This is a genomic window from Algoriphagus sp. AK58 (assembly GCF_014324365.1).
Taxonomy (GTDB): domain Bacteria; phylum Bacteroidota; class Bacteroidia; order Cytophagales; family Cyclobacteriaceae; genus Algoriphagus.
Genome location: NZ_QEIG01000010.1, coordinates 92,434 through 116,657, shown reverse-complemented (window position 1 = coordinate 116,657; position 24,224 = coordinate 92,434). Strand labels below are relative to the sequence as shown.

The window sequence follows — 24,224 nt, the reverse complement described above, 5'->3', positions numbered from 1 at the left end:
AATTTGAAATCCACCAAATATATACTTTTTATTGCTCTACTCTGGTTCTGCTTGAGTTGCTCTTTGACCAAAAACCTTGAGGAAGGCCAATACATTGTTTATGAAAACGAACTAAAAGGAGTCCAAAAGTCAGACCTGGAAGAGCTTTCGAAATTGATAGAACAAGAGCCTAATACTCGGTTTTTGGGAACTTCTTTGGGGGTTTTGATATATAGATTTGGCTCTAATTTTTACGACAGTGCCAAAGTAGCCGATAAGCTAGCTTATACAAAAACGGTACTGGCTGATATAGAAGCCAGGAGAGATTCACTTCCCCAAGACCGAAAACTCAGGAAAAAAGAAGAAAAACTGGAATCCAAAATTTCCGGACTTGAGAAAAAACTCAAGTTTGGAAATGCGGTCATGAGAACCGGCAACCCCGTCGTAATTTTGGACAGTACACTCACGGATAAGACTTACAGGAACTTAAAGGGATATCTGATTAATCATGGTTTTTTTGATGCGGAGGTAGATTATGCGGTAGAAACCCAAAAAAAGAAAGCCTTTATCCAATATTTAATCACCGAAAACAGTCCTTACATTCTGGATTCTGTTTTTACAAGATCTGATAATACCGAAATTCTTAAATTTTTAGAACAAACCTCTCGAAACTCGCTGATCAAACAAGGGGAAACATACAACCAAGATAACATTGGAGCTGAGAGAAACCGGATCGAGGAAGTGTTGAAGAACAACGGGTTCTTTATGTTTTCAAAATCTTACATCAATTACATAGCCTACCAGGACACCTCTGCAAAAACCATCAGATTAGAACAGGTCATTCAAAAACCCACTTTTTCTGAAAAGCATGAAGTATACACCATCGACTCGATCACTTTTCGGATCAATCCTCCCAATGATGAATATGCCGACCGGAGAATTCAGTCCAGGTATCATGGAATAGACTTTTCCTTTTATCAAGACCGTTATTCTGCCAAAATTTTAGCTTCTAGGATTCAGCTTCAGGAAGGCAGTTCATACAGTAGAACCAAGGCGATAGAAACTCAACGCTTATTGAATAACCTGGACTTGTTCCGTTTTGTGAATATTACTTTTGACACATTAGGCACCTCTCTGACAGCCAACATTTTTACTCAGCCCAACCAAAAATACCAACTCACCAATCAGCTGGGGATGACCATCACAGAACAGTTGCCGGGGCCTTTTTTCAGTACTGCTCTACGAAACCGCAATTTCTTTAGGGCAGGGGAAATTTTAGAATTCAACTTTCGTGCAGGTCTGGAAGGGGTGGCCTCTGCTACTGGCCAGGGAGTCTATCAAAGCAGTGAGGTAAATACTTCAGTATCTGTGATTTTCCCCAGATTCTTGCTTCCTTTTTCTCCTGGTTCTCTCCAGAGATATGGGAAATACAATCCTAACACCCGTGTCCAGTTTGGTTATCTTTTTACCAATCGCCCTGAATATAAAAGAAATGCTGTCAATGGTTTACTGGCATATACTTGGTCCACCCAAAACAACCGACAAACTTTTACCATCAATGCTGCTGACATCAGCTATATCCGTACCCCCTTTATTCAGGATGAATTTCTGACAATTCTGCAAGACCTTCAATCTGAGGGAAACAATCTGATCTGGTCTTTTTTGCCATCTTTCGTCAGTAGTTTTTCGGGACAAACCATCATTAATTTTAATAGGTATGGGGATTTCAATACCCGAAAAGCATCTTTATTGCGGCTTTTTGGAGAAAGTGGAGGGACAACCCTAAACTTTTTCGATGTCAGGAGTAATGACGAACCGGGGATAGAATATGCAAATTTTCAATGGCTCAAAGCACAAGCCGACTTTAGGAGATATTACCCCTTGAATGATAAACAGACTTTTGCCTATCGCCTGAATTTTGGCATTGCCCAACCTTATGGGGTCAGTGCTGGCATTTTGCCCTATGAAAAATACTTTTTTGCAGGGGGAGGCACCAGTATTCGTGCCTGGCAGGCAAGACGACTCGGACCGGGAAGCTCCATTCCTATCAGTGGAGAGGGTGGACAATACGATTACACCACCGAACAGCCGGCAGAAATGATCTTGGAGAGTATGCTGGAATACCGTCGGAAACTATTTGGTTACTTCGATATGGCATTGTTTATCGATGCCGGTAACTCTTGGATGATCGGGAGAGATGATGCCCGCCCCGGAGCGGATTTCAGATATGATCGGTTTTATAAGGAAATCGCCGTAGGCGCAGGTTGGGGGTTGCGAATGGACTTTGACTTCTTGGTGATTAGATTGGACCTTGCCACAAAGGCTATTGATCCTGCTATGCCAGAGGGAAGCAGGTGGGTACTTGACAATATCAGCTTTCAGCAGCCTTTTGGCAAAAAGGGACAAACCGTGTTTAACTTTGGGATTGGTTATCCCTTCTGAGGAATTAGCATAATGAGCAGAAAAACAAAAGAAGAAATAGCCTTGATCTACCAGGATATGCAGGATTATATCTGTAGGGGCTTGGAACAAGGTGATGGTCAGGGAAAATTCATGGAAGACGCTTGGGAAAGAGCTGGAGGCGGAGGTGGACGAACTCGTATTTTCCAAAATGGAGCCATTATTGAAAAGGGAGGTGTTGCGTTTTCGGCGGTACACGGACCCACACCGGAAAAAATTTTGGCCAAGTTAGGCCTAGAACAGGCTGACTTTTTTGCCACAGGGGTTTCGATTGTACTTCACCCTTTCAGTCCGATGGTCCCCATTATTCATATGAACATCCGGTATTTTGAAATGGAAAATGGTGTGCATTGGTTTGGAGGAGGAATTGATCTTACTCCACATTACATCGTGCCTGAGGATGCGACTTATTTTCACCAAAGGCTAAAAAAAACCTGCGATACCTTTGATTTGGATTATTATCCAAAATTTAAAATCTGGGCGGATGATTACTTCTATCTTAAACACCGAGATGAAACCCGGGGAATTGGAGGAATTTTTTACGATAGGCTAAGTGCCAAATCTGACACTCATTTTCAGGAAATCTTGGATTTCAGCCTTGCTTTGGGAAGACTTTTCCCGGAAATCTATACCCATTTCATGCAGAAAAACTCCAAGCTCCCCTTTGGACCAGAGCAAAAAGCTTGGCAAAACCTACGAAGAGGAAGATATGTGGAATTCAACCTGGTGTGGGATGCGGGAACCAAATTTGGGTTAGACACCAATGGAAGAACCGAAAGTATCCTTATGAGTATGCCACCCCATGCAGAATGGGAGTATATGCATCATCCTCAGCCTGGAAGTCCGGAGGAATTTACTCTGCAGCATCTTAAAAAAGGAATAGATTGGATATCTTACCAAGGATGATCGAAACCGTCAAAAAAATAGATGAGGAGCTGTTCCTTTGGTTAAACTCCTTTCATTCAGATTTTCTGGATCCGATAATTTTCCAAATGACCGAAACGGTCACTTGGATTCCTCTTTATCTCTTTTTGATCTACAAAATCTACCGCTACGACCCCAAAAACAGCTGGTGGGTTTTTGGAGGCGTAATGCTCACCATTCTGATTGCAGACCAAGTGACTTCCGGATTGATGAAACCCTTTTTCGAGAGATTAAGACCTTGCCACGATCCCCGATGGGAAGAAGTTATTCACAATTACGGTCGATGCGGCGGGCTTTATGGGTTTGTTTCCTCCCATGCAGCCAACACATTTGGACTGGCTGTATTTTTAAATCTTAAAATGAAAGGAAAGCTAAAAGGCCTTCCTTGGCTTTTTCTGTATGCTTTGGTAGTTAGCTACACGCGGATTTATCTCGGGGTTCATTATCCTTGGGATATTTTCCTGGGAGCGATCATGGGGACCCTTGCCGCTTGGGTTTCTTTGGTTTTCATTTCATTTGTCCAAAGAGAATTCGTCAAACAAATTTCAAAATAAGAAGGGTGAAAAGCCCCTTATCAAAATCTTTTTGGATTCTTTAAATGCCGATGATCGGTAATCCCATCTCAATTATTCATTCAATTGAAAAAACCAAGGGGCTATTTTTCACTAAATGGCGTCTTAAATCCCAGTTTACACCCCAAGTTCTTTTTCCAGTTCCTCCAGAGATTTTCCTTTGGTTTCCGGTAATACTTTCCAGATAACCAGAAATCCAAATGCACAAATAGCTCCATACAGCCAGAAATTATTGGCCCAACCCAGATTTTCCTTGATGGCGGGAAAAAAATAAGTCAGGGTGAAATTACCCACCCAATGCGCCAATGCACCCACCGAAATAGCGGCTCCTCTGACTCTCGTAGGGAAAATTTCGGCCAGGATCACCCAAAGCAGAGGGGCCAATGAAATGGAATAAAACATCACATTGGCCAAAACCAAGATCACGACCAAGGTACCTCCCTGATCAGCAAAAAAAGAATACCCAATCCCAGCATAAAGTAAGGTCATTGCTGCCAAGCAGAGAAGCAAGAGACTTTTTCTCCCATACCGATCTACAGTAGCCAAGGTGACAAATACCGATAGAACCATTACCCCTCCTACTACCACGATATTGAGCATCATTTGCTTGAGATTGTATCCCGCAGCCTGAAAAATATCTGCCGCATAGTAGATTACCACATTGATGCCAGACCATTGCTGGAGAAAGGCGAGAAAAATCCCGATACCCAAAAGTTTGAGTACATTTTTCTGAAATAAGTCTTTCAAATTGACTTGGCCCAAGTCCCCCTCTGACAGGGTGGAATGGGTCGCCTGAATACTGTCAAGAGCATATTTCTGGCCTCCTATTTTGGTCAAAATCCTTTTTGCCTCTTCGGTCTGATTGTTCTTGATCAACCAGCGGGTACTTTCGGGAACGAAAAACATTAAGGCAAAAAACAATCCTGCGGGTATCAATTCAGCTCCAAACATCCACCTCCAGCCCATTTGGCCATTCCAGCTTTGAGCGATCTCCTCAAATCCTGCCTGATCAGATAGTTGCGTATCCAACAAGGAAATCTGCCAATTGGCCACCTGAGCCAGCAATACCCCAAACATGATCAACAATTGGTTGATTGTTACCAACCTCCCTCTTTTCTCTGCGGGCGCCAATTCTGATATGTAGAGAGGAGATAGGTTCAATGCGATCCCCATGGCTACTCCTCCTACGATTCGGTAAAAATTGAACGCCCAAAAAGTCATCGCCAAGGCAGTTCCGATAGCAGAAACGGAAAACAAAAAGCCGGAAAAAATCAACAACCTTTTTCTCCCCAGTCGATCACTGATCAGAATACAAAGAGCAGCACCAATCATACAACCCACCAAAGCCGAACTGGTGCCCCAACCTTGGTCCTTCACGGAAGTCACCCCAAAGAAAGGTTCATAAAAAGGCTTTGCCCCTCCTATCACTACCCAATCATACCCAAATAAAAACCCGCCCAACGCAGCGGTAAGGCTAATCAGCCAGATATAAGTTTGGTTGTACGTATAGGGTTGAGCCATAGGTTATTTGGATTAAGGATGATTGAAGTCTAAAAAATACCGGAAAATATGAAAGTTCCTATCCTGTTGAATCTTTAAACCAGTTGCGAAGATTTATTATTAGGGTTTCTTATTATCAAAGCCTATTCAAAAGAACTCTCATTAAGCATAAAATTCCACTCATTAGAGTGCTCTGCCAATCAAGTTTGCAAAGTTTGGTTCTTATTTGGCAAATATGACTTAGCTAGCTTATCACCATCCTGAAGTACATTGCTTGTTTTTTTTACCTTTCCAACTTAGGCTGAAATTGTTTAGGCATTCAACATCAGCTCTTTGTCTCAAATTATCAATCCACATTTATGAAAAAAATCCTGCTATCTGCTGGACTAGTTCTGGCAATGGTTGCTTCAGGCTTTAGCCAACAAAAGAAACCAAACATTCTAGTCATCTGGGGAGATGACATCGGCACTTGGAATATCAGCCACAATAACCGGGGTATGATGGGTTATCGAACCCCCAATATTGACAGAATTGCAAGAGAAGGTATTGCTTTCACAGATTACTATGCCCAGCAATCCTGTACCGCAGGGCGTGCTGCCTTTATCAGCGGTTCGGTACCTGTAAGGTCCGGAATGACAAAGGTGGGACTTCCGGGAGCTAAAGAAGGATGGCAAAAAACCGATGTAACCATGGCTTCCATACTCAAAGCTCAGGGGTATGCTACCGGTCAGTTTGGCAAAAACCATCAGGGAGACCGGGACGAGCATTTACCTACCATGCATGGCTTTGACGAATTCATGGGAAGCTTGTATCACCTCAATGCAGAAGAGGAACCCGAAAACAGAGATTATCCAAAAGATCTTGTTTTGGCAGACGGAAGAACCTTTTATGAGACATTCAAACCGAGAGGAATACTACATACCAAATCAGACGGCAAAGGCGGGCAAACCATCGAAGAGCTTGGCCCCTTAACCAAAAAACGAATGGAAACTATCGATGACGAGACGGTGGAAGCCGCCAAAGAATTCATCAGACGTCACGTGAAAGAAGGTAAGCCTTTTTTTACCTGGTGGAACGGGACTCGAATGCACTTCCGTACTCATGTCAAAGAAGAACTTACAGGAATCTCTGGGCAGGATGAATACAGTGACGGAATGGTGGAGCATGACATGCACGTAGGTCAACTATTAGATTTACTAGACGAGCTTGGCATCGCTGACAATACAGTCGTAATGTACTCGACCGACAACGGCCCACATTACAACACATGGCCGGATGCAGGTACTACTCCTTTTAGATCTGAGAAAAACTCAAACTGGGAAGGTGCCTACAGGGTGCCTACGTTTGTCAGATGGCCAGGTAAGTTTCCCTCTGGAATTACTCTCAATGGGATCGTGTCTCATGAAGACTGGCTTCCCACTTTTGCAGCCATCGCAGGTGATGTCAATGTAAAAGAAAGATTGCTGAAAGGAACCACAATTAATGGCCGTAATTACAGAAACCACATAGATGGATACAACCAACTGGATTACCTGACCGGTAAAAGCGAAGAATCGCCTAGAAAGGAGTTTTGGTATGTAAATGACGATGGCCAGGTGGTAGCGGCCCGATACATGGACTGGAAAGTGGTCTTTTTGGAAAACCGTGGCGAGGCTTTTGGGGTATGGAGAGAACCTTTTGTAGAGTTAAGAGCTCCATTACTTTTCAATTTGAGAAGGGATCCATTTGAGAAAGCCCAACACAACTCTAATACGTACAATGATTGGTTTTTGGATCGGCCTTTTGTGATTGTTCCGATTCAGGGGCTTGCAGCTAAATTTTTGATAACCATGAAAGATTATCCCCCGTCACAGACAGCAGGTTCCTTCAATTTGAGCAAAATTGAAGAAATGCTCAAGAACTCCGGTGGAAGCCGTTGAAATCCAAAAATTGACTGAGCAATTCTCAAGAATTGCTCAGTCTTTTCTCCAATTATTTTCTTTTTTCGAAGTCCTCTATTGGCCGCTTAAAAAGTTTGGTAGATTTAAAGGATATTTTTAGGCACGATGGAATTGGTACTTGGTTGGAAAGACCTCATTTATTTAGGCTCAAACTTGATCGGATTTTTAATTGGAATCCTTTTGGTTTTCTATGGTTTCCAAAAGCAAAAAGCCAACATTTTGATAGGACTTTCTTTTCTATTTTTAACCTATGCCGTATTTCTGGCCTTTTTGATCGATTCCGGATATCATATCCAACTCCCCCATCTCTACCGGACTGGAAATATTGCTGCCTTGTTATTTGCCCCGTTGGCCTTTTTGTATATCCGGCAAGTAGTAGAAAACCGCAAAATTTCGATCCGCGATTTTTATCATTTCCTTCCGGCCCTGGTGTATCTGGCGGATTTTTCCCCTGTCCTTTTTCTGACTTCAGTTGAGGAAAAAAGACAGTTGATTCAATCTGAAATCGAGGACCCCGTAGTTTTTGTGTATTTCAATCAAAGCCGGTTCTTCCCTTCCAATTTTTACACCCTGGCCCGGACTTTTTTGATTTTCATTTATTGGTTCTTCTCCATCCGAATTCTTTACCAGTACGGCAAAAGGTACGCAGATTTGAGTCAGACTTTTGGGAAGGAATGGGTCACCTGGATGAAAATCTACGTCTATTCCGAACTGATTTTATTTTTGCCCTTTGTCATTTTGGCCCGATTTGTTGATTTATCTGTAGGGTATGATCTGATTCATCTGACGGGCGCCATTGTTATTTTGAGCAGCGGGATTGCCATCTTTTTTTTTCCAAAAGTTTTGTATGGGATCAATGAATTTGAGTTCATTCTAGCCACTCAAAAAGAAAAAACAAAACCAGAAATATCAGATGTGCTTAATTCGGAAAAAGAGCTTCATATTCAAGAGCAATTGAATCTGATTCTTGCCAAAGAGAAAAAGCATCTTCAAAAAGGATATTCTATAAACGACCTGGCAAAAGATACTCAGATTCCTGCCTACTTACTTACCCTTTTTATCAACCGAATCCTTCAAACCAATTTTTCGGATCTCATTAATCAACATCGAATCGAAGAATGCTGCTTTTTGATGGATTCAGGAAAATTAAAACACTTGACTTTGGAAGGGTTGGCAGATGTCTGCGGATTCAGCAACCGCAATTCCTTTTCTGGAGCATTCAAAAAATTTAAAGGCATGACGCCTTCTCAATATCAAAAATCCCGAAGTTCACTCACCTAAAAAAGTGAATCTTGCAAGTTTACTTTCTTAAGAGGTAAGCTTTACTAGTTTTGCTTGATTTCAAGATCTGAATGAAATTCCGACTACAGGATCTTAGTCAAATTCTTTCATTGAGACCGTTTTCTTATTCAGTATCTGAATTTGTGGAATAAGGGTTTTTATTCGATAGAACCTTTTCTTACAATTCACAAAAAAGCCGGATTTTCTTTCCGGCCTTTGGGGTAATTCAACAACTCCGCTCTCAATTTGGAAACTTCCATCCAATTCATTTTCAAGTTGCGATACTTCGAACGCAATAACTCAATGTGCCTTTGGCACCGAATAATTGACGCGATACAGAGAATCATAATGCCCCTTATGGTCATGGACAGCATTATTTTTTGCATAGTCCATCCAAGCTTTAATCAGTTCGTCTTTTACCTCGGGAAACTGTCCAGAAAGATCTGTCGATTCCATGGGATCCTTTTCCAGGTCATAAAGTTCCCAAGCCCCTGACCCCATTGGCTGTGGAAGTCTCAGGATTTTCCAGTTTCCTTTAATAAATGCTCTCATTTCAAAAAGTTCCCAGCCGTGCCCATTGCTTGGGGTCATAGCCCCAGGATTACCGTTTAAGAGTGGAAGAATAGATCGCCCGATGTGAGGATGAATCACATTTCCATTATACTCTGAAGGATAAGTCGAACCGGTAAGTTCCAGTAAAGTGGGCATAATGTCGGTCACATGGACAAAGGTCTTGTCCCATTGTCCTGCCTGCTTCATTTGACCTGGCATTTTGATGATCAAAGGAACCTTAATTCCGCCCTCGGAAGTGAAACTTTTGAAGTATCGGAAAGGAGAAGAAGATGCCTGTGCCCATCCGGACCCCATCTCCACGTAAGAGCCTTTTTTGCCCCGGTTTTCCAAAGAATTGTCAAAGCTGCCTGGATATTTTCCGTCCTCGTTGCCTGGATAAGATCTGGCATTGGCTCCATTCGCACCATTGTCGGACATGAAGACGACTAAGGTATTATCATACATTCCATTTTCTTTGAGGTAGGCAAACACCCTTCCGATACTGGTGTCGAGATAGTCCAGCATACCTGCATAAACTTCCATATCTCTTGCATACTCCTCCTTTTGCTCAGCGCTGAGCGATTCCCATCTAGGAACAAATGGGCTACTTGGGGAGCCCTTCAAGTCTTTGGGTAACATTCCCAAAGACTTGAGGTTTTCCATTCTTTGTACCCAAAGGGAATCCCAACCCATGTCAAATTTCCCCTTGTATTTTTGAATGTATTCGTCAGGAGCATGTAGCGGGTCGTGGACTGCGGTGTAAGAAAGGTATGCAAAGAAAGGTTTTTGATCTGCTTTGTGCTTGGAAATGAAGCTAAGAAGCGAATCCGTGTAGGAAGTAGTGGAATAAAAATTCGGTGCAGGTTCTACTGCTACCCCATTTCTGGTATACTCCATATGCTGAAGCAGAGAAAGGGCCTTTTTATCATTCCAATGACTGCCACCGCCAGTGCCCAAGATAAAGGTTTCTTCAAATCCCCTGTCAAAAGGATCCATGCCTTTGCCCTCACCCAAATGCCACTTTCCTGTCATGTAGGTATGATAGCCATTGCCTCGTAGAATTTCAGGAATGGTGACTACTTCCTTGCTGAGGTGTCCGGAATAGCCGGGAAGACGTAGTGCCTTAAGCACCGGATAGTCCATTTCGCTCATGATACCCAATCCTGCCACATGATTATCCGTTCCCGTAAGAAGAGAGGCTCGAGTTGGGGAACAAGTCGGTTGCACATAAAAGTTGGAGAAAGAAATTCCTTCTTTTGCTAGTCCGGTCAAAAAAGGAGTTTCGATATTTCCCCCAAAGGAGGCTATATCGCTAAACCCCATATCATCTGCAACAATGATCAGTATATTAGGTTTTTTTGAGTCAGAGTTTTGATCCTGAGTAGCTTCCTGTTTGCATCCAAAAAGGGCTAAAATCAATCCCATAACAAAACAGGAAAGAACAAATGATCTATTTTTCATAATTAACAATTAATAAAACCAAAGTAGACCAAAGTTAGATTAATGGATTCAGTTAATGATTTCATAAAAATTCTAATTAATGGAAATTAAACTGAGTCGTCTAATTCATTAAAAAAGCCAAGTTCGGATTTGGAGAAGGGGACTAAAATGTTATGTATCATAAACATTTGATTTTCAGTAGTTATCCCTCTCAAAATCCATTGGAATTTTAATAAAATGACAAGAGTGAAATTTACTTTTTGATCGCCATTACCAAGATCCTTGAATTAGTTTTATCATTTTTAGATGCTGATTCACGAATATTGCTTCATCTCGAAGAGGCCTGAAAAAGTCAGGAGATTAACTTCAAAAAAATCGAAGAAAGCACTAGACCAATGACTAAACAGATTCACCTACATCCACCAAAATCCAAAAAATCCAAGCAAAAATGGATTGACACGGGATATGAATTGTTTTGCAAAGAAGGTCATGAAGGTATTCAAATCGAACGATTGTCACGGATAACAGGCCTTAACAAATCGGGATTTTATCATTACTTCGGAGACTTTGACGGCTATTATCAAGCTTTGATGAGGGAACACATCCACAAAATAGATCAGATCTCAGAAACTCTACCTAAGCTTAAATCCTATGATCCGGAATTTCTAAACTTAATCATAGAAAATAAATGGGCGTTTTTCTTCCATATCCAATTGGTAAAAAACAGACACATCAAGTTGTTTTTGGAAACACATCAGATCGTAAACAGCAAAATCGACACGAATGCCAGACTTCTTTTTGGCAAAGAACTTAGACTAAATGAAGAAGCCACTGCTAAGTATCATGATATGGTGCGAGATGTGTTTTTTACCCGGGCAGATTTGAAGAATCTCAATTATGAATTTCTCCATTCCTTATTTATAGAAGTAAAAACTATTGCCCAGCTGATCCATAAAGCAGGTGAAAAAAGTTGAAACAGAAGGCAACTAGTACAATCCGCTGAATATCAACCGCCAGAAAAGAGCTGTAAGGAAATTCCGCCATTGGAAACCTCTCGAAAGCTTTTAAATTTAACTGCATACAAACCTTTTTTTCCGTGAAACCTTCTATCTATCCCTGCCTTTGGTTTGACCTTCAGGCCTCCGAAGCTGCTCAATTTTATTGCTCAATATTCAAGGATTCAAAAATCCTGGAGAACACACCGCTGATCACTCGATTTGAACTCAACGGAACTTTGTTTATGGGATTGAACGGAGGGCCAAAGTACCACGTCAATTCAGCCATTTCTTACTTTGTCTATTGTGGCAGTGAAGAGGAGATTCAGTGTATGTATGATGCCCTGTCGGATGGAGGAAGTATTTTAATGCCCCTAGCCCACTACGATTGGTCTCCGAAATATGCTTGGGTAGTTGACCGATTTGGGGTCAATTGGCAGCTGGATGTGGATGACATCCGATCAAATCAAAAGGTGGTGCCATGTCTTCTTTTTGTAAATGAAAAAAGAAACGAAGTAAAGAATGCGATCCTGCATTACACAGGCATTTTCAAAAATTCAAAAATCCTGATGGAAGCCCCTTATCCACTGGAGGCAGGTTTGCCGGAAGGCACCTTGCTCTTCGCTCAGGTCAAACTTGGAGAATATCTCCTTAACGCAATGAGCAGTACCCTACCCCATGACTTTGATTTTTCTCCGGGGAATTCCCTAGTTGTGGAATGTGAAACCCAAGAAGAAATAGACCACTTTTGGGCCAACTTAGGCTCCAATGGTCAGTATTATCAATGTGGTTGGCTTTCGGATCAGTTTGGCGTTTCTTGGCAGATTTTACCCACGATACTGAGTAAGCTGATGACTGATCCAGTAAGAAGCCGGAAAGTCATAGAGACATTCCAAAACATACAAAAGTTTGACATTAAGGCATTATTGGAGGCCTAAAGCGCAAAAATTATTCATGTCCCTCTCTATTTCTTTACCTCGGAGGATTGGGTTTCTGATTTATTCTGAAAATTTTTCAACTCGTTTAGTCCAACTGACTTTTATCATGAATTGAAGAAAATGTCTACATCATATTTGTTGCGGTGTTGGAGTTTTTTTGGAAGAACTTTTCAAAAGCTGACTAAACACAACCTTCAAACCCTCCATTTATGAAAAAAATTACGCTGATTCTGTGTTTGGCTCTAATGGCCAGCACCTCATTTTCTCAGGAGCTTCGACTGAATACCTATGCGGGGTACGTATTCGATGACAAGGTAGACAACTACTATTCAAGCAATTCCTATTTCGAAGGCAAAATTTTGGGTGGTTTTCGATGGGGAGCAGGTTTGGAATACCAGCTTCCCGGTACCACCAAAGCGTTTGAACTACAATACCTAAACCAAAACACCACAGCACCTATCCGATATCTTGATTCAGGAATTGGGGGAGGCCAAATTCAGGAGGCTGATTTTGATCTTACCGCAAACTGGATCATGCTCAATGGCACCAACTACTTCCCTGTAAATGAAAAGGTGGAACCATTCTTCGGTTTTGGTATTGGCATGGTGATCTTTGACGTTACTAATCCAAAAAATGGAAACAATGACGGAGGTACAAAATTCGCTTGGGGACTTAGAGGAGGTTCCAATTTTTGGGTTACTGAACAAGTCGGAATAAAAATCCAAGCCTCTCTCCTATCAGCAGTACAAGGAGCGGGTGGTGGAATTTATTTTGGAACAGGCGGAACAGGGGCCGGAATTTCCACCTATTCTACCATGTACCAGTTTGGATTTGATGGAGGTCTTGTATTCAGGTTTCCGCAATAAATCCATTTAGGGGAGGGAGAAATAAATATTTTCTCCCTCCTAAATTACGTCCGGACATTTTTTTAGGGGTTTGGTGTTTTTTCTACCTGGGATTCACCCTTTAAAGTTAGATTAGGTTGATTTAGAACTTTCACCACCAACCATTTCTCTAGATATGAAGACCTTATGCTTTATTCTTGGAGTCCTTTGGGCAATCTCTTTGAAAGCTTATGCTCAAACGGATTCGATGGAATATTCCCCGAACAAAATCTACCATTTTAGCTTTGTACCTCTTCCAGCGGTAGCTTCCAACCCTGCCAATGGATGGATGTTTGGTTTTGCCCCCTCGGCCTCTTGGTACATGGGTAACCCAGCCACTACCAAAATGTCCAATTTGGTGGGTAATCTTCTATATACAACCAAGAAGCAGTGGATATTCAGTTCGAGACACAACATTTACCTATCCGATAACAGTGCTATTCTCATAGGCGATTGGAGATACTTTCTTACCTCCCAGCCTACCTTTGGGCTCGGCAGTTCTACTCCCAATGAAACCTCCGAAAATCCTAACCAACCTGGGGTCTATTGGGGAGAACAACAAATGGACTTTACTTTAATTCGTTTTTATGAGGCAGTCTTAAAGCGAATCGGAGATTCAAAGTTTTACTTGGGCTTGGGCTATCACCTGGACATCCATACCAAAATCAAAAATTTCATTACAGAGGAAGCAGATCCACTTTTGCAATTTTCTCATGATGACTACAATCTTTCAAAAGGCTTTAATACCGATCGGTACGTCCTTTCTGGAGTCTCGCTGAATGCGGTCATGGAAAACAGGGATGTGGCTGTGGCTCCCTATGAAAGGAATTTTGCATGGGTTCAATACAAAATCAACCCCTCTTTTCTTGGATCTGACCAATCTTCCAGCACCCTTCTATTAGACTATCGGCATTATTTTAACCTAAATCCTCAGCGAAAAAGGAATCTTATCGGAGTTTGGGGTCTTGGAAATTTCCTGATTTCAGGTGAATTGCCCTATATGAATCTTCCTTCTTTGGGATGGGACATGTTTGGAAGAGGTGGCCGTGCGTATGCCCAAGGCCGATTTAGAGGAGCCAACCTAATCTATGGAGAGGCGGAATGGAGATTTCCACTTCAGCGGGATAAGGATACTTTTGGTGGGACCATTTTCGTCAACGGAACCACAGTAAGCGGTGGAAAGCCGAATGAAATGCTTGGAGGAATGAGCTCTCCTGAGAAGCTATTTGATAAAATAAACCCTGGATATGGCGTTGGATTAAGGGTAATGATCAATAAGGAAAAACGTACAACTATTGCAGCAGATTACGCAATAGGGCAAAAAGGAAATTCCGGATTTTACCTTAACATAAACGAGACATTTTAAACTGAATAGTCCAGCAAATTAAGGAAGCAAAGTTGACTTTTATCATGAATTAATTCTGAACAAAACTCCAGATTTACTTAAGATTTATTTTGGTAATGAATCTTTTTAAAACCTATCATTTCAAACTTCTTAAAATCATGAAAAAATTATTACTATCCGCATTTGTCCTTTTTACTATGGGCTTTGGAAGTTCTTTTGCCCAAACAGTGGATGAAGAAATTAAGCTCATTCAAGAGGCTTTTGGTAAAGACAAAAAAGCGCTGGTTGAGGCTTATATGAACCTGTCTCCGGAGAAAGCAGCGACTTTTTGGCCAGTCTATGAAGCTTTTGAAACTGAAAGAAAGGCTATTGGCAAGGAGCGAATTCTGATCATCAATGAATACATAGAGAAATTCACCCACATCGGAGATGCTGAAGCAGAAAATCTTGCTGTAAGATCCTTGAAAAATGATGCAGCCCTGAACAAGCTCTACAGCTCCTATTTCTCAAAGTTCAAAAAGGCAACTTCTGCGGTTGACGCGGCCAAATTCATCCAAATTGAATTTTACATTACGAATACCATTAGAAATGCAATTCAACAAGGATTGCCATTTATTGGAGAAATTTAAGTTTAGCAGACCCGATTTATGGGTAATCAACTAAAAATAGCGAAGGTCCTTTTTTGGGTATCAGTGTTTTTTGCCTGTGACCCAGTAGGACCTTCGTGTGTTGAAGAACCTAATGTATTCTTTGCCAACTACGACAAAGCCAATTCTTTGGCTAGTAAAGCCACTTTTACACTTCCGGATAAAGTGGTAATGGTTCCAGTTGAAAATAGTCCTGGAAATGCAAATGATGCGGAATATCTTCCATCCCAACTTGCTAACCCGACTTTAGCAACACTGAGAAGCAATAGACGAGGGATAGGATATACAGAAGTTACCCAATCTGATGAGGCCTTACTTCTCTTTGGGTATAGGTACCCTAGCCAGTCAAAAAGGAATCGATATGGGTATGTCTGAGTCTAATGAAACTCTCTGGCATTTTGGATTCAGGGTTGGAGGCAACTATTATGGAGCCCTCGAAGGTGGCGGACTGGAAGGTCAGTCTAATCTTGGTTTCAATTTCGGATTAGTCATTCTGAATAATTAAAAAAGACTCATCTCGAAAAAGAAATTTCTCTGGGATTACACAGAAAATTAAAGTTTGAAAAACTGATCAGCAATGAAAAAAAACTTGATGATTCTGTCATTTCTGTTGGCGTTCTTGAGTTCATGTGCGCCAACTCGGGTCGTTGTTGAACAAAACAAATACGAAGATTTTAAACTGAGTAATTATTCCACATTTGACTTTGCGCAGATTGATACCCCGAATGATTCTTTAGTCCCCTATCAACAGATTGTTGATTTGCTGAAAGAAAAAATCACTGTCTCTATGGAATCACGAGGACTGAAGCGGGTAAGTACTGATCCAAGCTTAAAAATCAATTTGGGATTGGTGGTAACCAACAAAGTCCAACAACGCCACAATAATGTGAGCTCGGATCCCTATACTTATTCAGGACAGAGGAGTTATTACTGGGAAGTCAGAGAGCTTCCCGTAAACTCTTACCGGGAAGGAAGCTTGACTGTACATTTTATTGCGAGTCCTAGCAATGTACTCGTTTGGGCAGGGATGATCTCTGAGGTGGTCCCCAAAAAAGAGGAGGAAAAACTAGCTGCTATCCAAGATGCAGTTGACCAGGTTTTTAAGTACCTAGATCTAAATAACAAATAACATAAACTTCTGAACATATGAAATTGAACATGCCACCAAATCCTAAAACTAGATGTAGGTGAACCATGCCAGATTCCATGCAACGACTAAAAACCAAAATTTTAAACACATGAAAAAGTTATCATTCTTTGCCAGCTTTGCAATTCTTTTTGCCCTGGCTTCTTGCTCTCCCAGCACCAAAATAATCGGATCCTGGACCAGTCCAGAAAAGCCTGCCAGCGCTTATCAAAAAATCCTGGTAGTAGGCCTTAGCAGCAATCTGGTAAACAGACAGGCATTCGAAGAAGAACTGGTTGCCACATTGATCGAAGACGGTGTTCAGTCTACCAGCAGCTTGACCATTATTCCTGTAGGTTCAGCGGCCACAGAAGTCGGAATGACCAAAGCACTTGAAACTGTTCGTAGTACAGGCCATGATGCAATCCTTACCGTTGCCCTTTTGGACCAAACTTCTGAAACCCGCTATGTACAGGGTACCACTACCTATGCTCCGATGGGATACGGCGGATATTACGGAAGATTTGGAGGATACTATGGATACTACGGGGCCATGACTTATGATCCGGGATACTATACCACAGATAAAATGTATTATGTGGAAGTCAACTTATATGATTCAAAAACTGAAGGATTGGTATGGTCTTCACAATCTGAAACGACCAATCCCAGCAATCTGGAATCGTTTTCTCATACTTTTGCAGGTGTCGTAGTTGACCGGATGATTAAAGATGGGATCATCTCAGTGCCTGCTAAGAAGTAATGAAAAATCCGTAAAAGTTAAAAATCCCCGAATTCATAGAATTCGGGGATTTTTTATGCTGCATTTCTCATGGCATTGATGATTCCAAACATCGTTCTGAGAATGAGTTTGTCCAATAAATCCGATGAAGCCCCTTTTTCCAAGCCACTCTGAATGGCATATTGCTGAATAGTAATCAATGGTAGGACTATACGTTCTCTGATTTCAATGGAAGCCTTGGAAATGGGGTTATCTTCCAGAAGTTCATTCATCCCCGAGACCTTTTTTAGCGATTCCACAGACCTGAGAAACTCAGCGTAAAGCAACTTCCAAAACTCCCCATATTCAGGGTTATTCTTAAGATAAGCTGAGGCGGGATAAAAACATTTGTTCAGTGACTGCATGGAATTACTCAGAAGAGTTCTGAAAAAAAGACTCTCCTGATAGAGTTTTTTCAATTCATCCAGCTTACCCTGCTGCTCCAATTTTTCAATGGCTGACCCGACCCCATAAAATCCGGGAATATTTTGCTTCATCTGAGCCCAAGAGCCAACGAAAGGAATGGCCCGAAGATCTTCGAATTTCAATCCCGAGGCCCCACCACGCTTTAGCGGCCTGGATCCAATATTGGTCATTCCGAAAAACTTCAGCGGAGCCACATGCTCCAAGTAAGGCACAAATTTGGGATGGCCTTTCAACTCTTTGTAAGCTTGGTATCCTGCATCCGCCAAAGCCTGTATCAACTCCCGCTGCGAATCGTTGAGGTTTTTCTCAGCATCCGGATAAAGGTGATTTTCGAGCCCTGCACTCAGCAACTGCTCGAAATTGTAGGTACTGGAAACGATTTTTCCATAATTGGAAGAGATCGTCTGGCCTTGAATCGTCACCTGAATTTCAGAATTCTCCACTTTTTCACCCAAGGATGCATAGAAATTATGAAGATTTCCTCCTCCTCTGGCCACAGGTCCTCCCCTACCATCAAAGAACACCACTTGGATTCCATATGCTCTGGAAACCTTGGTCAACTCCTCTTTTGCCATCAAGATCGACCAGTTGGCTTTCAGATAACCTCCATCCTTGGTTCCATCAGAAAATCCAAGCATGATATTTTGCTTCATGCCCCTATTCTCCAAATGAAGTCTGTACTCCGGTATCTGATAGAGCTTGTCTATTATTCCCGGTGCATTGGCAAGGTCATCTATGGTCTCAAAAAGCGGCACCACATCCAGCGGAAGCTTTCCAGACTCCACCGCAAACGTCAACTTGGCCATTTGGTAAACTTCCAAAATATGAAGTACCGACTGACAATTAGAAATGATATATCGATGAAGGCCGTCTTCTCCATTGGTTTTTTGGACCACCTTAACTGAGCTCATGGATTGAAGCATTTCCCGATGAAATGGCTCCTCGAAGTGCTCTAAAGCCGGAAGCCCTTTTGTCTTCAACACTTTGGATATCAATTCATCCTCGGTTCCGGTAAACTCTTTTCCCTGAATGCTAAACACCTCTTCCCAAAACGCATCGTGCTTTCTGCTGTCCTGTCGTAGATCCATATGAGCGAAGTGAAACCCGAAAATCTTAACCTTGAGGATAAACTGATCCAAAAGATTGAGGAAAAGACCATCATGGTACGTAACCAAAGCTTCACGCGCCTCAAATAAAATGGCCAAAAGGTCCTCTTTAGAAGCGTAAACTTCCTTGTTTTCAAATAAAGTATAATAAATCCCACGCTCCGCCTTGGCGATCAGATCCTCTACCTTTTTGAATGTCAATCTCTTTTTGAGCTTGCGAAGATCCCGATAGTAGCAGCGCATGAGCCATTTCTTCAATCGGTCAGCTACTTGAAGGGTCGTCTCATGGGTCACGAACGGATTGCCATCCCGGTCTCCTCCCGGCCAAAAACCCACTTTCAAAATACCGGGATTTTCCCAAGAGTGTAGTGGCTGCCCAAGACCATTCAGCAAGCGGATAATGATATCGGGTATGGCATGATAAAATACATTTTCCAGATACCAAATCAGACTGACCGCTTCATCAAAGGGCGTAGGTTTCTCCCGATTGATAAAACCGGTTTTCCCCAATTGCTGTAGAAGCAGATTGATGGCTTCCAAGTCGTTGTTTCGAATAGCACTCTCCAGATCGGTGATGATCCCCAACACGTTGCCTGGATAAAACTGGGTGGGGTGGGCTGTCAATGTAAGTCGGACTGAAAAGTTTTTCAGCTTTTCGATCAAAGCTTCTTTTTTCTTGTCGTTTTCGACCCTACTGATCAAGGCCTTGATAGACCCTTTTCCTGAAATATCGTTGATTTTTTCATAGGCAGCATCCTCGATCGAGTCAAACAATACCACCTGACGCTCCACATATTGGATCATTTGAAAAAGAAAATCAAACTTCTCTTTGTCCGATTGACCAGGCATCATTTCCTCAAAGAAACCATCGATGATTTCTTTGGGCGTTTTGCCTGACTGATATCCTTGCTCACAGGCCCTACCCAAAAAGGGCAAAAGCGTACCCGTGACGTAGATGTCATCAAAAGGAAGATCTAAAAACAGGCTGTTGTAGATGGTAAATCGCTTTGCAACCTGGGTATCGTAAATCTGATGCATTAGGGTCTAGGGTTTGATAGGCAAGGCAAATTAGCGATTTTTCTATTTTTAGGAAGCATTTTTGAATTATTAGTAAAATATTCGATTTGATTATTTAATATTTTCAGCAAAATCTTCCTTTTCAAGAAAAAATGAAAATGAACAGAAACCTGATTTTTTCCTACTTTCACCTTGAAAAATCAAAAAGGATCTCTTTTCAAGGAAAAAGAACGATTTATTCTGATTTACCCTTACAGAGATCAAGTTTTTGGTTGATGATTTCATTTGAAGAAAAAATGATGTTAATGAAACTAGCCCCCATAATATTAATAGGACTTTCGTTGTTTGCCTGCAACTCGTCTCAACCCAAAACTGAAAACATCCAGATGCCTGCATCGCCAAAAAGTTACCAATTCCTGGTAGGAACTTACACAGATTCAGCGCACCACGGCATCAATCATTTGTATTTTTCACCGGATGAAAACCTGATGACAGTAGAAACCATCGCCGGGGGCATTGCCAATCCCTCCTTTGTCCTTGCGAGTAAAGACGGGAAAAAAGTCTTCTCTCTGGAAGAAGAAGCAGGAATCCAAGGAGGTAAAGTCCTTTCTTTTGCCCGCAATCCACAAAGCAATGAATTGACCCTTATCGATCAGGATGATTCTCAGGGAGACCATCCCTGCCATATATCTCTCTCACCGAATGAGGATTTTCTCATTTTGGGCAATTATACGGGGGGGAGTCTTACAGTTTTCAAAGTTAGTTCTGAAGGCCAGGTAGATTTTGTTCAAAAGATTCAGCACACCGGAAAAAGCATCAACAAAGCCAGACAAGAAGCCCCTCATGTACACTCCACCACTTTTGATCCTGAAGGAAAGCGGGTTTTAGTAGCTGACTTGGGTACTGATAAAATCTATGTGTATGACTTCAATCCAGACAATCCCTCACCCCTAAGTCTAGCTGGAGAATTCCCCGTCACTCCGGGAGACGGGCCTCGTCATTTGGCTTTTTCGGCAGACGGGAAAGAAGTCCTGGTAGTAGAAGAAATGAGTGCGGTCTTGGATGTATTTAGGTATGAAAATGGAGTCCTCAATGCCAAGCAGCGACTAAGCCTCCTCGATGAAGGGTTTGATGGTACAGTGGGTGCTGCAGAAATACGCATTTCTCCTGACGGAAAGCATATCTATATATCCAACAGAGGCGAAGCAAACACGCTTTCCGTTTTTGCCAAGAAACCAAATGGAGAATACGTTCGCGTACAAAACATCCCTTCCGGAGGAATTATGCCGAGAAACTTCAACCTAACTGATGATGGGAAATACCTACTATCTGCTCACCAAGCCAGTAATGACATCGTGATTTTCGAAAGGGATTCTATCTCAGGAACTCTCAGCCTCACTCCTTGGAAAGCTACGGTTCACAAGCCCGTATACCTGCACCGATTGCCAGATTAATCGGGATTCTCCCAAGGTACACTAGGGTTGTAGTGTATTTTTCCGGAATGTACTTCCAACGGAGACTCCAGGTTGTTATGGTAAAGTTTTCCAGTGCCCAAGCCCTGAGGAATGCTAGGATGTAGGGAAGATGCCAATTGGGAAATGGCATTCAATCCGATATTGCTTTCCAAGGCAGAAGTCATCCACCAGCCAATTCCTCTTTCTTCAGCCAGACGGATCCACTCTTTGGTCTCTAAAATTCCTCCTACCAGGGTTGGTTTCAAAATAATATGCTGTGGCTGGATTGTATCCAACAGCTGTTCTTTTTCCTGCACACCAATCAATTCCTCATCCAAGGCTATCGGCAAAGGTGTAGCCTGACAAAGATCTTTCATAGCATTCCACTGACCGGCAGGAATGGGTTGCTCAATGCTGTGAAGTGATAATTCAGACAATCGTCGGAGCTTTTCCAACGCATTGGCAGAAGAAAAAGCCCCATTAGCATCTACCCGGAGCACCATTTCCTCTGGAGAAAATCTTTCTCTGATATACTTCAAAAGCCCGATTTCCTGCTCAAAATCAATCGCTCCGATTTTCATTTTGATGCAGTCAAAGCCTTCTGCCAGCTTTTGGTCTATTTGCTTCAGCATAAACTCCCGATCTCCCATCCAGATCAGTCCATTAATTGGAATCGGAAGTTGGTGATCAAAGAAATCATTGTTTAAAATCTTCTTAATTCCTCCATTCATCAAATCCAGTAGCGCAGTTTCCAAACCAAATCGAATGGAAGGCAAAGAAAATGGAACCAGGAATCGAACTTTTTCAAGAATTTCCTCTTCATTTAAAGGCCATTCCTGCCTTCCCGCCCACAGCAGAATCTCACTCAGCTTTGTTTCAAAGTCTGGCCCAAAATCAGGGCTTAATCCCACCAAGGGAGCAGCCTCTCCCCAACCTTCGATTTCGGGTCGGTCAGACAGCCTGGCTTTGATCCAAAACACCTCGCGGGTTTTCAACACTCCCCGGGAAGTCCCGGCATCAAACCTGAAAATCAGGTTTCTTTTAGTATAAGAAAATTTAATGGTAGAGCTTGTGTGCATTTCTGAGTAACCGGAATTGGAATAAAAGGGTTGTCTATATTTGCAGCCGAATCAGCCTATCGCATGGAAATTCCAAAGATTGACCTAAAAGACTTCGAATATACACTACCCGAAGAGCGAATCGCCAAGTTTCCCTTGGAAAAGCGGGATTCCTCCCAACTCCTCCATTACAAAGAGGGAGAAATCCAGCATCATCACTTCTATGACCTCCCTAATCTTTTGCCAAGTGACACGCTATTGGTGTACAACAATACCAAGGTGATTCCAGCGAGACTGATATTTCAGCGAGAAACTGGGGCAAGAATAGAAGTTTTTCTGCTTCAGCCTGTAGCTCCAACCACAGTTATACCCGAAATCATGCTGGCCAAGCATCCGGTTACTTGGGAAACCATGATCGGTAATGCCAAAAAATGGAAAAACGGCGAGGTGCTTCAGGGGAGAATTGAAGTGAAAGGAAAAGAAGTAGTCCTTTCCGCCAAAATAGTGGATAGGGAAAAGAAACAGGTAGAATTTTCCTGGGGAGATACCGACGTCGCGTTCGTGGATTTGGTGGAAGCCAGTGGCGAAGTACCCTTGCCTCCTTACCTCAACCGAAAGCCTGTAGAAGAGGACAAATCCCGGTATCAAACTGTCTATTCCAAAAAGGAAGGGGCGGTAGCTGCTCCCACCGCCGGCCTACACTTTACAGAAGAGGTATTCGAAAACCTTCGAAAAAAAGGAATTCAGGAATCGGAAGTCACGCTCCATGTGAGTGCGGGTACCTTTCAGCCGATCAAGGTGAAAAATATCCTCGAGCATCCTATGCACAGCGAGCAGATGGAAATCAAACGGGAGGCAGTGGAAAAACTACTTGCCCATGCTGGGAAAATCGTGGCTGTTGGCACCACTTCCGTGCGCACACTTGAAAGTTTATTTTGGTACGGAGTAAAATTGATTGAGGAAAAAGGAAGTGATTTTCAAATCGAAAAGTTATTTCCTTATGATTCAAGACCGGTTATCCCTTCCAGGAAGGAGGCTTTGGAAGCCATTCTCTTAGAGATGAACAAAAAATCAACCGATACGATCATGGGAACCACGGAAATATTCCTATTCCCAGGGTATAAATTCCAGTTGGTGGATGGCTTAATCACCAATTTTCATCAGCCCGGCTCTACCTTGATTCTATTGATTTCAGCGATTTTGGGCGGTGAATGGAAAAAAGTCTATCAAGAAGCTTTGGCTAAAGATTACAGGTTCCTCAGCTATGGAGACAGTAGTCTACTTTGGATTTAATCTCCCAAATTACCCACTTTCTGAATTCCGGAGATCAATTGGTGATAGTAGGTTCGACCGACTGGAACTAGATCGTTTCCAACCTTCACTTCTTTGGGATTGATGGACTGAATTTCGGAAATCTGAACGATGTAGCTTTTGTGTATCCGGATGAATTGATCCTGTGGCAAAACTGTCTCAAATTCCTTTAAAATATTTCTTACAGAAAACACTGTTTTTTTGGTGATAAGAGTGGTGTAATTTCCGTCACCCTTTAGCCAAAGAATATCTTCAAACTTCACTTTGACAAGATTTCCTTCATGTCTTACAAAGACGGCATCCTTCACCAATAATTTAGATTCAAGGTTGTGAAGTTTCTTTTCACCATTACCATTACCATTCCTCTTTATACCTTCTAACAGTTCTTTCATACCCAGGAATATTTTGTTAATCCAACTTGGAGGGAGGCGATATTGTTTACAATTCACTTCCTAAAAAGAATATTATTTTCAAAGCCTTTGATGTAA

Annotated in this window: 20 protein-coding genes; 15 read left to right on the top strand and 5 right to left on the bottom strand. The window is 42.1% G+C overall.

Annotated features, from left to right (window positions below):
- Positions 1–51 precede the first annotated feature (51 nt).
- Genes DDT91_RS11310 through DDT91_RS11300 form a run of 3 tightly spaced genes read left to right on the top strand, consistent with a single transcriptional unit; the run spans position 52 to position 3,917 of the window.
- Positions 52–2,421: a BamA/TamA family outer membrane protein gene (locus DDT91_RS11310; RefSeq protein ID WP_255502088.1), complete on the top strand. Its 2,370-nt coding sequence runs from the start codon at positions 52–54 to the stop codon at positions 2,419–2,421.
- 12 nt (positions 2,422–2,433) lie between these two features.
- Entirely contained in the window at positions 2,434–3,345 is a 912-nt protein-coding gene (gene hemF / locus DDT91_RS11305) for an oxygen-dependent coproporphyrinogen oxidase (RefSeq protein WP_187176292.1), read from the top strand.
- A complete protein-coding gene (locus DDT91_RS11300; protein ID WP_187176291.1) occupies positions 3,342–3,917 on the top strand; it encodes a phosphatase PAP2 family protein in 576 nt (191 codons plus the stop codon). Before hemF ends, DDT91_RS11300 begins: the two co-directional genes overlap by 4 nt.
- A 135-nt stretch (positions 3,918–4,052) precedes the next feature.
- Here the strand turns inward: DDT91_RS11300 and DDT91_RS11295 are convergent, their stop codons facing one another.
- Positions 4,053–5,456, bottom strand: coding sequence for a sugar porter family MFS transporter (locus tag DDT91_RS11295; protein ID WP_187176290.1), 1,404 nt, complete (start codon positions 5,454–5,456; stop codon positions 4,053–4,055).
- Positions 5,457–5,794: 338 nt separating this feature from the next.
- On the opposite strand from DDT91_RS11295, the gene DDT91_RS11290 reads away from it, so the two are divergent.
- A complete protein-coding gene (locus tag DDT91_RS11290) occupies positions 5,795–7,354 on the top strand; it encodes an arylsulfatase (RefSeq protein WP_255502086.1) in 1,560 nt (519 codons plus the stop codon).
- A 174-nt stretch (positions 7,355–7,528) separates the two neighbouring features.
- Positions 7,529–8,656, top strand: a complete 1,128-nt coding sequence (locus DDT91_RS11285; RefSeq protein ID WP_187176289.1) for an AraC family transcriptional regulator — start codon at positions 7,529–7,531, stop codon at positions 8,654–8,656.
- Positions 8,657–8,956: 300 nt separating this feature from the next.
- On the opposite strand, the gene DDT91_RS11280 is transcribed toward DDT91_RS11285, so the two are convergent.
- Positions 8,957–10,669 (bottom strand): arylsulfatase, encoded by a 1,713-nt coding sequence (locus DDT91_RS11280; protein WP_187176288.1) that lies wholly within the window; start codon positions 10,667–10,669, stop codon positions 8,957–8,959.
- 374 nt (positions 10,670–11,043) lie between these two features.
- Here DDT91_RS11280 and DDT91_RS11275 point away from each other — a divergent pair, with 374 nt between their 5' ends.
- The 8 genes from DDT91_RS11275 (at position 11,044) to DDT91_RS11240 (ending at position 17,346) form a co-directional block, all read left to right on the top strand.
- Positions 11,044–11,622 (top strand): TetR/AcrR family transcriptional regulator, encoded by a 579-nt coding sequence (locus tag DDT91_RS11275; protein WP_187176287.1) that lies wholly within the window; start codon positions 11,044–11,046, stop codon positions 11,620–11,622.
- Positions 11,623–11,744: 122 nt separating this feature from the next.
- Positions 11,745–12,581, top strand: a complete 837-nt coding sequence (locus DDT91_RS20815; protein WP_187176286.1) for a VOC family protein — start codon at positions 11,745–11,747, stop codon at positions 12,579–12,581.
- A gap of 209 nt (positions 12,582–12,790) precedes the next feature.
- Complete coding sequence (locus DDT91_RS11265) at positions 12,791–13,447, top strand: acyloxyacyl hydrolase (RefSeq protein ID WP_187176285.1); 657 nt, start codon at positions 12,791–12,793, stop codon at positions 13,445–13,447.
- A gap of 154 nt (positions 13,448–13,601) precedes the next feature.
- Positions 13,602–14,831 carry a BamA/TamA family outer membrane protein gene (locus DDT91_RS11260; protein ID WP_187176284.1) on the top strand — a complete coding sequence of 410 codons (1,230 nt, stop codon included), beginning with the start codon at positions 13,602–13,604 and terminating at the stop codon, positions 14,829–14,831.
- Positions 14,832–14,968: 137 nt separating this feature from the next.
- Entirely contained in the window at positions 14,969–15,439 is a 471-nt protein-coding gene (locus tag DDT91_RS11255; protein ID WP_187176283.1) for a hypothetical protein, read from the top strand.
- Between the two features lie 322 nt (positions 15,440–15,761).
- The gene (locus DDT91_RS11250; RefSeq protein ID WP_187176282.1) at positions 15,762–15,962 is read left to right on the top strand and encodes a hypothetical protein; all 201 of its coding nucleotides are present in this window, start codon (positions 15,762–15,764) and stop codon (positions 15,960–15,962) included.
- A 72-nt stretch (positions 15,963–16,034) separates the two neighbouring features.
- Complete coding sequence (locus DDT91_RS11245) at positions 16,035–16,586, top strand: DUF4136 domain-containing protein (protein WP_187176281.1); 552 nt, start codon at positions 16,035–16,037, stop codon at positions 16,584–16,586.
- A 109-nt stretch (positions 16,587–16,695) separates the two neighbouring features.
- A complete protein-coding gene (locus tag DDT91_RS11240; RefSeq protein ID WP_187176280.1) occupies positions 16,696–17,346 on the top strand; it encodes a hypothetical protein in 651 nt (216 codons plus the stop codon).
- A gap of 53 nt (positions 17,347–17,399) precedes the next feature.
- On the opposite strand, the gene DDT91_RS11235 is transcribed toward DDT91_RS11240, so the two are convergent.
- Complete coding sequence (locus DDT91_RS11235; protein ID WP_187176279.1) at positions 17,400–19,934, bottom strand: phosphoenolpyruvate carboxylase; 2,535 nt, start codon at positions 19,932–19,934, stop codon at positions 17,400–17,402.
- A gap of 284 nt (positions 19,935–20,218) precedes the next feature.
- Here DDT91_RS11235 and DDT91_RS11230 point away from each other — a divergent pair, with 284 nt between their 5' ends.
- Positions 20,219–21,367 carry a lactonase family protein gene (locus DDT91_RS11230; protein WP_187176278.1) on the top strand — a complete coding sequence of 383 codons (1,149 nt, stop codon included), beginning with the start codon at positions 20,219–20,221 and terminating at the stop codon, positions 21,365–21,367.
- On the opposite strand, the gene DDT91_RS11225 is transcribed toward DDT91_RS11230, so the two are convergent.
- Positions 21,364–22,446 carry an o-succinylbenzoate synthase gene (locus DDT91_RS11225; RefSeq protein ID WP_187176277.1) on the bottom strand — a complete coding sequence of 361 codons (1,083 nt, stop codon included), beginning with the start codon at positions 22,444–22,446 and terminating at the stop codon, positions 21,364–21,366. The two genes, DDT91_RS11230 and DDT91_RS11225, sit on opposite strands and share 4 nt — an antisense overlap.
- A gap of 63 nt (positions 22,447–22,509) precedes the next feature.
- Between DDT91_RS11225 and DDT91_RS11220 the strand changes: the two genes are divergently transcribed.
- Entirely contained in the window at positions 22,510–23,718 is a 1,209-nt protein-coding gene (locus DDT91_RS11220) for an S-adenosylmethionine:tRNA ribosyltransferase-isomerase (RefSeq protein ID WP_187176276.1), read from the top strand.
- Here the strand turns inward: DDT91_RS11220 and DDT91_RS11215 are convergent.
- The gene (locus DDT91_RS11215) at positions 23,715–24,128 is read right to left on the bottom strand and encodes a LytTR family DNA-binding domain-containing protein (RefSeq protein ID WP_187176275.1); all 414 of its coding nucleotides are present in this window, start codon (positions 24,126–24,128) and stop codon (positions 23,715–23,717) included. The genes DDT91_RS11220 and DDT91_RS11215 overlap by 4 nt on opposite strands.
- Positions 24,129–24,224: the final 96 nt, after the last annotated feature.

Coding starts and splice junctions, on each gene's coding strand:
- hemF (WP_187176292.1), top strand. CDS start 2,434: ATGAGCAGAAAAACAAAAGAAGAAATAGCCTTGATCTACCAGGATATG.
- DDT91_RS11215 (WP_187176275.1), bottom strand. CDS start 24,128: ATGAAAGAACTGTTAGAAGGTATAAAGAGGAATGGTAATGGTAATGGT.
- DDT91_RS11240 (WP_187176280.1), top strand. CDS start 16,696: ATGAAAAAGTTATCATTCTTTGCCAGCTTTGCAATTCTTTTTGCCCTG.
- DDT91_RS11245 (WP_187176281.1), top strand. CDS start 16,035: ATGAAAAAAAACTTGATGATTCTGTCATTTCTGTTGGCGTTCTTGAGT.
- DDT91_RS11260 (WP_187176284.1), top strand. CDS start 13,602: ATGAAGACCTTATGCTTTATTCTTGGAGTCCTTTGGGCAATCTCTTTG.
- DDT91_RS11280 (WP_187176288.1), bottom strand. CDS start 10,669: ATGAAAAATAGATCATTTGTTCTTTCCTGTTTTGTTATGGGATTGATT.
- DDT91_RS11255 (WP_187176283.1), top strand. CDS start 14,969: ATGAAAAAATTATTACTATCCGCATTTGTCCTTTTTACTATGGGCTTT.
- DDT91_RS11220 (WP_187176276.1), top strand. CDS start 22,510: ATGGAAATTCCAAAGATTGACCTAAAAGACTTCGAATATACACTACCC.
- DDT91_RS11250 (WP_187176282.1), top strand. CDS start 15,762: ATGAGGCCTTACTTCTCTTTGGGTATAGGTACCCTAGCCAGTCAAAAA.
- DDT91_RS11225 (WP_187176277.1), bottom strand. CDS start 22,446: ATGCACACAAGCTCTACCATTAAATTTTCTTATACTAAAAGAAACCTG.
- DDT91_RS11275 (WP_187176287.1), top strand. CDS start 11,044: ATGACTAAACAGATTCACCTACATCCACCAAAATCCAAAAAATCCAAG.
- DDT91_RS11230 (WP_187176278.1), top strand. CDS start 20,219: ATGAAACTAGCCCCCATAATATTAATAGGACTTTCGTTGTTTGCCTGC.
- DDT91_RS11235 (WP_187176279.1), bottom strand. CDS start 19,934: ATGCATCAGATTTACGATACCCAGGTTGCAAAGCGATTTACCATCTAC.
- DDT91_RS11265 (WP_187176285.1), top strand. CDS start 12,791: ATGAAAAAAATTACGCTGATTCTGTGTTTGGCTCTAATGGCCAGCACC.
- DDT91_RS11295 (WP_187176290.1), bottom strand. CDS start 5,456: ATGGCTCAACCCTATACGTACAACCAAACTTATATCTGGCTGATTAGC.
- DDT91_RS11300 (WP_187176291.1), top strand. CDS start 3,342: ATGATCGAAACCGTCAAAAAAATAGATGAGGAGCTGTTCCTTTGGTTA.
- DDT91_RS11290 (WP_255502086.1), top strand. CDS start 5,795: ATGAAAAAAATCCTGCTATCTGCTGGACTAGTTCTGGCAATGGTTGCT.